Below are 9,259 nucleotides of genomic sequence, written 5' to 3'. Positions count from 1 at the left end.
GAGCACATGACTTTTAATCATGGTGTCCCGCGTTCGAGTCGCGGATGGCTCACCAGGTAAAAAAAGGAAGCTTGTGACGCTCAGCAGTCATAAGATTCCTTTTAAAACCTCTTAAGAAATTGGAAACTTAAAAAAATAAATTTTTACTTGACATTTTGCTAGGTTCCGGCTAAAATATACTTTGTCAGATTGCTTAACGGTATGTAAACAATGCAGTAACTAATAAATATTATATTATATAATTATTATATGGCCCATTGGTCAAGCGGTTAAGACACCGCCCTTTCACGGCGGTAACAGGGGTTCGAGTCCCCTATGGGTCACCATATTTTCGGGCGCTTAGCTCAGCTGGGAGAGCATCTGCCTTACAAGCAGGGGGTCATAGGTTCGAGCCCTATAGTGCCCACCACATGGCCCGGTAGTTCAGTTGGTTAGAATGCCAGCCTGTCACGCTGGAGGTCGAGGGTTCGAGCCCCTTCCGGGTCGCCATTTAAAATTTTATATAAGCTGGTGTAGCTCAGCAGGTAGAGCAGCTGACTTGTAATCAGCAGGTCGGGGGTTCGATTCCGTCCACCAGCTCCATATGGAGGGATTCCCGAGTGGCCAAAGGGGGCAGACTGTAAATCTGTTGGCTCCGCCTTCGATGGTTCGAATCCATCTCCCTCCACCATAAAAGAAGCGAGTACGAAGTACTCGCTTTTTTATCATAATCGTTTTGCTAATATTGAATGAAGAAGATACCAATAAAAAAAGTATAAAATAAAAGCTGAGAACATTTTCCCAGCTTTTATTTTAGCTTTTTTAGTTGGATATTTTTCAAATTTACTTTTTAATTGTTTTTCCTGATGTTTATCTTGTCCGTCTTGTCTTCGGAGAAGTTTCTGGTTTGTCTTACGATATATAAAGGTCTTCCTTTGGCTTCGTCATAAATTCTTCCTATGTATTCTCCCATGATGCCAAGAATGATAAGAGTAATTCCATGGAAGAACAGATTAATTGCAACGGTTGATGCCCAGCCCTGCTGTACATGGTCTGTGAAAAGCTTCATGCAAATAACTACAATCAGGTATACGAAACTGCAAAATGAGAGCAAAATTCCAAAGTATGATGCCAGCTTTAAAGGCTTGTAGGAGAACGATGTAATGGCATCGGAAGCAAACTTCAGCATCTTCTTTAACGGATACTTTGTTTCACCGGCAAAACGTTTATCCCTCACAAACTCAATTCCTGTCTGTTTAAAGCCAAGCCAACTTATAATACCGCGAATATATCTGTTGCGCTCATTAACCATCTTGAGAGCCTCACAGACCTTTCTGTCTATGAGTCTAAAGTCTCCGGTGTCAACCGGAATATCCACATCGGTCATTCTTCTTAGGAAGCGGTAGAACACCTTTGCTGTAAACTTCTTAAAAAAGGTTTCGCCTTTTCTTTCTTTTCTTTTTCCGTACACAACGTCATAACCTTCACGCCACTTTTTAATCATTTCAGGAATGAGCTCCGGAGGATCCTGAAGGTCGGCATCGATGACAACAATGGCTTCACCTTCAGAATAATCCATTCCCGCAGTTATTGCGGTTTGGTGGCCGAAATTTCTTGCGAAATCTACCAGCTTTACGGTTTTATCCTTGTTACATATTTCATTGGCTATAATTGCTGTTTTGTCTTTGCTTCCATCATTGACAAATACTATTTCATAAGGCTCATTTAACGACTCCATAACGTTTTTAAGCCTTTTATATGTTTCAAGAATTACTTCCTCTTCATTATATAGCGGTACAACAACAGAACATACAATTTTATCTGACATTTCATTTGCCTCCAATTCTTTTATTTAGAAATACCATGTATCAAACCATTTAAGGTACTTCATATAAGATGCCGGAACTTCCAATCCTGATAATCCGGGATAGAAGAGTATAAACAACCCCAAAACTATTCCCAGATAAACAAATGCAAAATACTTCATGCCACTATATTTATCGGCTGCTTTTTTAAGAACATAAACAATTAACAATATTAAGAACGGCACAATGGAGAAGTAGTGATATATAAATACAATTCTCGGGACGGCAATCCACGGTACGTACTGGAATATAAGTCCCGCCAAAGGCACCAGCATTTTCTTGTCATACCTGTACATACCGATAAACAGCAGCGTTATACATATTGCCAGACATGACCATATAATAAGCTGCGTGCTGGAAGCTTTCAAGAATGCATCTCCTCTTTCGACATCTTTAAAGAGATAAAGTATCGTACCGAATGCAGCAGAGGAGACGATACAGGTAGTTAAAATGTTTACATCCAGTTTTGACAGCACAAGTAAGATTGCAATCATTGCGAAGAAAATCAAGGCCCAGAGCAATTCTACGTTTTCCGGTCCAAATTTGCTTGCCAAAATGCTTTTTGGCAGTGCGATATATCCAAAGGTTGATGCTCCTAAAATAAACAGTGCAATAAGATTTTTGTTGAGTTTTGAAAGAGCCCAAATGACAACTATCAAGAGTGCCAGAAGTCCAACCCACCACACGGCCGGATTACCCATTGTAAATATTTTTGAAGTCATGCCGGGTTCAAGGTTGCTTCCAAAGTAAAATGCCATAGGCTTGACCATTATAGGCCATTCCCACCATGCAGACTGGTATGGGTGTTCTGCCACCAGTTCGGAGTGGTATTTTAACATATCAATAGAGTTTTCATAGAACACAGTGATTCCTTTGTTGTCCCCAGGTACCAACATATAAGGAATATATGACAAGATATAAATTATTAGAGGAATTACAATAAAGAATACAACACATGCCCCTATAGTAATGGCTAAATTTGAAGGGTAGCTGTTAATCCACAGGGGTTTATTTTTGGATTTTCCGGATGCAATATTTCTATATTCCCATATCTCTGTTCCCTTATTTATAAAGAACAGAAGAGCAAGTCCTGCAGCACCGTATATAGCAATCCACTTGCTGGCGGCACCAAGTCCGAAGAACAGTCCGCTAAGGAACAAAGGCTTTAAGGACTCCTTAAGGGTGGTATTGTATGACTTGTTTATAAAGTAGTCATACATGAAATAGTACATTAGTATAACAAATAAAGTAACGTAGCTGTCTATAGTTGCTATTCGTGTCTGACTGAAGTGCATAAAGTCAAACGTCATAAGGAATGCGGTGGCGAAAGCATAAAATCTGTCACGGAAAACCTTCTTTCCGAAAACATACATTGCAGGTACCATGGCGACACCAAACAGAGTGCCGACTATTCTCCAACCGAAAGGTACCATTCCAAACACAAGAATTCCCAGTGCCAAGAAAATCTTACCAAGAGGAGGATGAGTCGTTTCATAAGGGGACATTCTGTGAATATGTTCAAAAGCTGTTCTTGCATGATAAATTTCATCAAAATACATTCCGTTCATGTAAGAAGGCTTGAACGCGAACTTGTCCGATTCGTCAAAAAGATTTTCTATTGTAGCTTTGCTTTTATCTTCCAATACGGAGTCAACGACTTTGATATTTTCAACGGGCACTGTGCTTCCTTGTTCAACTATAGCTATTTCATTGAACGCACCGCCTGTAGAATCCACGATAAACTTGAGTTGTTTGGTGGTTACCGGAGCTGTGTCAATAAACTCCCATATAAAGATATTTTTCTTTTCAATAGTAGTAAGATGTTTGAACTCTTGATTTTCATCAAGATATTCAACCCTTAATTTGGACTGAGGACTATATTTATTGCTGCCAAGTCCGGAGTAGTAATATATTCTTGACAGAGTGGTTTCCTTGTCCAGCTCTATAGTGAAGTACTCGCCGGGAATTGTTGGCTCCCATGATGTGGTGGGAACTTTAAAATCTCCAAGGTTATACAAGGCAATGCAAAGGTAAATGAGGGTCATAACACCCATTATGATAAAATCAATCTTGTCAAACTTGACTTTTATCCACTTCTCATCATCATTATTGCTTTGACTTACTGTCTTATTCGCATTGAGCTTTTGACTAAGGACGGGTATTTTGTCTTTGAAGAAAATAAAGAATATAACTGCAAGTAAGATAATAAAGAAGAATACTATTCCCAATATCAAGAGTGTTTTACTGCCGCTACTTGCGGATGAATTCTGATTGTTTCCTCCGGAATAGTTCGGATCCAAGCTGATTGATGTTTTCCCGGCAGGAAGGCTATCCAGTTCTACAACTTCAACATCATCAATCCATATTTTACCGGTATTGATATTGCCGTATCCTCCAAGACCTATGGTAAGGTTAACGGTTTCTTGATTTGGACTGGTTTTGCCATATACTTCGATATACTCCCAGTCCCCGCTTGTTTGGCGAATATCCCTTGAAGTTTCCAAGCCGCCTTCAACAGAAATATTGGCTCCCTTGGTCTCATCTCCAACATTTTCTGTTTTTACCCAACAGGATATTCTATAATATGTATCTCCTTTTACTTTGATTGGCTGCTTGTACCTTGAATCGTTGGCGGAATTGTTGACTATGCATGCACTTCTGCTGCCTGAATGGTACACGTTTTCGTCGACAAGAAATTCGGTAACTCCTTGAGCTTTTTCCCAACAGTCAGTCTGCCAGAAATATAAGCTTTCCTGGTCTCCTTCTTCAAATCCCGGGTTTTTCACAAGGTTTTCTCCTTGTGCAAACACGGAAGAGGTAAAAATAAGCTGCATAGAAAATAGTAGTATTAACCAGACCATTAAATGTTTTTTCGACACTTTGTAAGCACCCCCACAAATTTATAAACTATGATAAAATATTTAAACATAAATGCAGGAAAGGTGAAAATCGGACTTTTGCATTTATGTTATAGATTATGTAATTTTTTGTCTAATATTCTTTAACAATACATATCGCTATTTTAATATTATCAAAATTAAAGAGCTTTGACTGCCGTCAATACCATTGATGCCGGTATAGCCTCAGTTGTTCTTTTTGTTTGCTCTGGAAGTGTTGAAAACAGCAACACCTGTAGCAACAGCGGAAAGAATCAATACTATCACGACAACTTTACCCGAATTGCCTTCACTATTTTGAGGCGAAGAGTTATTGCCGTTATTATTGCTGTTATCGCTGTTATTGCCGCTATTGTTGTCGGCATCAGTATCGCTGCCGGCATTTGCAGAGTTCATTACAGCACAGGGTGCACCTTCGGGTATTTCTTCAACTTCTTCCATAACTACATTGTCAAAAGATGCTTTTCCCGTGCTCATTGCACTATATCCTCCAAGACCGACAGTAACTTTTATTGTATCGACACCGCTTTCAGTAGCAGCGTACAGTTCAACATATTCCCAGCCATTGCTTGTCCCTTTGATTTGCCTTGATGTTACTGTCTGATTTGCTATGGAAAGGTTTGCACCTGCGCCTTCCTCGCTTACATTTTCAGTTTTTATGTAGCAGGATAGCTTGTACTTTTTGTTTGCTTCAACCTTGACGGGTTGGACATATCTACTGTCGTTTAATACATTGTTGGTAATGGTTACATATTTTTCTCCCAATTGAGGGTCTGAGGTTTGAACTTCAAAAGTTGTTGCACCAGCGGATTTGTCGTAGGAATCCATAGTCCAGTTTGCCGGTGCTTCTTTTATCAGTTGTTCAAAGGAGCCGTTAAAAAGATAGTTGTCAATTTTAGCATAGGAAATAACCGTAGCTGTTATTAGTAAAGCTGCTGTAATTAGAATTGCAATTTGTTTTTTCAACACTTTTATCTACCTCCAAAAAAATATAAAGAAAAATATATATAAATAAAAATTTAAAAACAGAATCAAAATTTACATTTAATTGGCAGAGGCTACATCAACCGTTGGTGTCGATACTTATACATTCCTTCCTTGTACTTTCTGCTTTTTCTCTTATTATGAATCTCGGTCTGAACTTGACTTCGTCAAATATCTTTGCAATATAAGTACCTATAATACCAAGGCTTATCATTAATGTGCTGCCGACTATCAAAAGCAGCAGGATAACCGTGGTAAAGCCGCTTACAGCGACACCTTTAAACTTCATGTATAAAGTATTAATGCCCAATATAAAGGAGCCGAAGAGGAATAATATGCCCATTAATGTAACCAGCTGAAGCGGAAGCGAAGAGAAAGATGTTATTGCGGTTATCGCAAGCTTGAAAAGTTTTAAAGTGGACCATTTTGATTGTCCTTCCTTTCTTTCTGTTACCTCAAAGGGGATGGAGGTCCTTTTGAATCCAAGCCAGGCCGACATACCTCTAAAGAAAGTATTGCGTTCCGGCATGGTGCTCCAGGAAGCTAGAACCTTCGAGTCAAGAAGCTTGAAGTCGGATGCACCGTCAAAGTTAAAGCCCGAAAAATTTTCAAGTATTGAATAGAATAAATGGGCTCCAACTTTGTATACGATACTTTCCTTACCCCTTGAGGACTTTACACCTTCCACAACGTCATAACCTTCTTCTTTCCACAAGCGTACCATTTCGGGAATGATTTCCGGAGGATGCTGAAGGTCGGAATCCATAATCACACAGGCATCGCCGTGAGCAGATTCCAAGGCCGCACAAAGAGCGGCTTCTTTGCCGAAATTCCTGCTAAGGCTTATGGCAAAGACATTAGGAAGATCGTGGGACAACCTTTTTAGCTCCTCCCAGGTGTTGTCACGGGAACCGTCGTCTACAAGGATGAACTCATGATTAATATTATTTTCAGTCAGAATTTTATGAATTATATTTATGTTTTCATAAATCTGTTTTGCCTCATTGTATATTGGAATTGCAACTGAAATTAAATATGTACTCATAATTATCTCCCATATTCTATATATGACTTATACCGCTATATGACTTATATCGTCTTTTTGTCAAATAAAATTTCAAAAAAATTTTTAATTTGTCAACGAAGGTCCAAAAAAACCTATATCCTCCGTAAAAACAATATATTTCTCGGGCCGAAAATAAAGTTTTTGATTATTTTGACGAAATAACCAAAAACATAACTCAAATTCCAAGATAGAATATCAAGCTCTAAAAGCAAAATATATAAGTATATGTCTATATTATAGCAGTATTATGGGTAATAAGCAATTTATATTTTACTAGGAGTCCTTCTCTGTAATTTTTTGGCGAAGAAGGGCAAGTTCCTGGGTGAGGCGGGTTATTCTTTCCGACTGTTTTGACACTGTTACAGTGGTACCTAAATTATATAAAATTAGATACCCTAGGCCGAATAAAAATAAAAGCGACGGAGGATTTTTTATGTCCAGCCACCGGGAAACAGTTTCAATAATAACCGGGGTACTGGATAATACAAGGAGGATGATGCTCATGAGTATCCATAAAAGGGAGTAGCGCTCCTGAAGTTTGTTTTTTCTTACCAGCTCAATCACAAGCAATAAAAAGAACACACTGAACATTATTGACAAGGAATAAACATTTATAATCATTCAAATCACCTCTCTATTCCTCGGAAGACCTTAATGTACCGATAATAAGGGCAAGACTTACCTTAAACATATAATACAATGAACGAAAGGTTGTAATGGAGGATTTGCCTCCCTGACGCTCGTGCATTTCAACGGGGAGTTCGGCAATTCTGAAATTCCTTTTTTTGAGCCTGACCAATACGTCAACTTCAGGATAATCTACAGGATAGTGATTGGAAAAATAATTTATGACATCTTTATTTACAGCTCGAAAGCCCGAGGTTGTATCCTTGAATTTTTGGTTTGTCAGTATACTTACCAAAAAAGAGAAAAAAATCATTCCCATCCTTCTAAATACCGATGATTTGTAATTGGTTTTGCTGATATAACGGGACCCGACAACTACATCGGCCGAATTGCTAATGATAGGTTCAATTAAGTCCTTTATATACGAAGGGTCATGTTGTCCGTCGCCATCGACCTGAACGGCAATATCGTAGTTGTTTTCTTTGGCATATATGTATCCGGTTTGCATTGCGCCTCCGATTCCGAGATTGTAGGGAAGGTCTATTACTTTGGCACCGGTTCTTTTTGCCTCAAGCGAAGTATTGTCTTTTGAACCGTCGTTTACCACAAGAACGTCCGCTTGCGGCATTTTTAGACTTATTCGCTGGATAACGTTTTTGATTGTAGCTTCTTCGTTGTATGCAGGAATTATTACGAGAATTTTCATTTATTCACCTCTCCATGAATATGTTATAAATGAATTAATATTTGAATTAATATTGTCTTAAAAAGAATTCATATTGGCCTTAAAGTATATTTATATTTTGTATCAAAAACAATAATAAATGCACAAAAATTCTTTTTTTTGTATTGCCATATGAGAAATGTATGTTATAATGAGTACAATGAAAAATGCAAGTTTTAAATTGGGAGGTTGCAAAATGAAGTTTACTAAAATGCACGGGCTGGGGAACGACTATATATATGTAAATTGCTTTGAAGAATTTGTAGAAAACCCTTCGGAAGTTGCGAAAAAAGTCAGTGACAGGCACTTTGGCATTGGTTCCGACGGCCTTGTGCTGATAATGCCCTCGGATAAAGCGGATTTTAGAATGAGGATGTTTAATTCGGACGGTTCTGAAGCCGAAATGTGCGGAAATGCGATAAGATGTGTGGGAAAATATGTGTTTGACAACGGGATGACAAATAAAAATGTTATAACCGTAGAGACACTGGCAGGAATAAAAGTTCTTGAATTGTTTATGCAAGATAATAAAGTAAAACTTGTAAAAGTCGATATGGGAGAGCCTATATTAACACCTGCGAATATACCTGTGTTGAGCGATAAAGAGATTTTTAAGGCAGAGCCTGTTTGCGTGGACGGAAGAGAGTTTAAGGTTACATGCGTATCAATGGGCAACCCCCATGCCGTATCCTATATTGATAATGTAGATGCTTTTCCTCTTGAGCAAATCGGGCCCAAGATGGAGACTCACAGCCTTTTCCCGAGAAAGATAAATGCAGAGTTTGTGGAAGTGATAGACAGAACCACTCTTAAAATGAGGGTTTGGGAAAGAGGAGCCGGAGAGACTTTGGCCTGCGGAACCGGTGCCTGTGCCGTATTAGTGGCATCGGTACTAAACGGTGTCAGCGAAAGGAAGGCAACTGTAAAGCTTTTGGGGGGAGACCTCATAGTGGAATGGAATGAGAAGGACAATCACGTATATAAGACAGGGCCTGCTGTAAAGGTGTTTGAAGGTGAAATTGATTTGAAGTGTCTTTAAACTTTCCATAGGTCCAAAGATGTAAAATACCTTACTTGGCAACATTTAGACCATTGGAAGGATAAAAATAGAATGGAG

General features: G+C 38.8%; 7 protein-coding genes and 5 tRNA genes. 6 read left to right on the top strand and 6 right to left on the bottom strand.

Translation table 11 applies throughout. The annotated features are described in order from the left end of the window. Positions 1–251: 251 nt before the first annotated feature. The 5 genes from PLH43_RS11885 to PLH43_RS11865 all read left to right on the top strand — a co-directional run bounded on the left by PLH43_RS11885 (position 252) and on the right by PLH43_RS11865 (position 670). Positions 252–326: transfer RNA gene (locus PLH43_RS11885), tRNA-Glu, on the top strand. A gap of 7 nt (positions 327–333) precedes the next feature. Further along, positions 334–409: transfer RNA gene (locus tag PLH43_RS11880), tRNA-Val, on the top strand. 3 nt (positions 410–412) lie between these two features. After that, positions 413–489: transfer RNA gene (locus tag PLH43_RS11875), tRNA-Asp, on the top strand. Between the two features lie 17 nt (positions 490–506). Then, positions 507–582 (top strand) — tRNA-Thr (locus tag PLH43_RS11870). A gap of 3 nt (positions 583–585) precedes the next feature. Further along, positions 586–670, top strand: a tRNA-Tyr gene (locus PLH43_RS11865). 159 nt (positions 671–829) lie between these two features. On the opposite strand, the gene PLH43_RS11860 is transcribed toward PLH43_RS11865, so the two are convergent. The 6 genes from PLH43_RS11860 to PLH43_RS11835 all read right to left on the bottom strand — a co-directional run bounded on the left by PLH43_RS11860 (position 830) and on the right by PLH43_RS11835 (position 8,124). Beyond that, positions 830–1,807, bottom strand: coding sequence for a glycosyltransferase family 2 protein (locus tag PLH43_RS11860; RefSeq protein WP_324363372.1), 978 nt, complete (start codon positions 1,805–1,807; stop codon positions 830–832). Between the two features lie 24 nt (positions 1,808–1,831). Next, positions 1,832–4,630, bottom strand: a complete 2,799-nt coding sequence (locus PLH43_RS11855) for a phospholipid carrier-dependent glycosyltransferase (protein WP_324363369.1) — start codon at positions 4,628–4,630, stop codon at positions 1,832–1,834. Between the two features lie 297 nt (positions 4,631–4,927). Then, the gene (locus tag PLH43_RS11850; protein WP_324363367.1) at positions 4,928–5,710 is read right to left on the bottom strand and encodes a hypothetical protein; all 783 of its coding nucleotides are present in this window, start codon (positions 5,708–5,710) and stop codon (positions 4,928–4,930) included. A 94-nt stretch (positions 5,711–5,804) separates the two neighbouring features. Further along, positions 5,805–6,770, bottom strand: a complete 966-nt coding sequence (locus tag PLH43_RS11845; protein WP_324363365.1) for a glycosyltransferase family 2 protein — start codon at positions 6,768–6,770, stop codon at positions 5,805–5,807. Between the two features lie 294 nt (positions 6,771–7,064). Further along, positions 7,065–7,412: a DUF2304 domain-containing protein gene (locus PLH43_RS11840; protein ID WP_324363363.1), complete on the bottom strand. Its 348-nt coding sequence runs from the start codon at positions 7,410–7,412 to the stop codon at positions 7,065–7,067. A 13-nt stretch (positions 7,413–7,425) separates the two neighbouring features. After that, entirely contained in the window at positions 7,426–8,124 is a 699-nt protein-coding gene (locus tag PLH43_RS11835) for a glycosyltransferase family 2 protein (protein WP_324363361.1), read from the bottom strand. A 214-nt stretch (positions 8,125–8,338) separates the two neighbouring features. Here PLH43_RS11835 and dapF point away from each other — a divergent pair, with 214 nt between their 5' ends. Further along, positions 8,339–9,181, top strand: a complete 843-nt coding sequence (gene dapF / locus PLH43_RS11830) for a diaminopimelate epimerase (protein ID WP_324363359.1) — start codon at positions 8,339–8,341, stop codon at positions 9,179–9,181. Positions 9,182–9,259 lie beyond the last annotated feature (78 nt).

Source organism: Acetivibrio sp. (assembly GCF_035371925.1).
In the GTDB taxonomy this organism is placed as follows: domain Bacteria; phylum Bacillota; class Clostridia; order Acetivibrionales; family Acetivibrionaceae; genus Hungateiclostridium.
The sequence above is the reverse complement of the archived record's forward strand: the minus strand, read 5'-3'. Positions and strand labels throughout refer to the sequence as shown.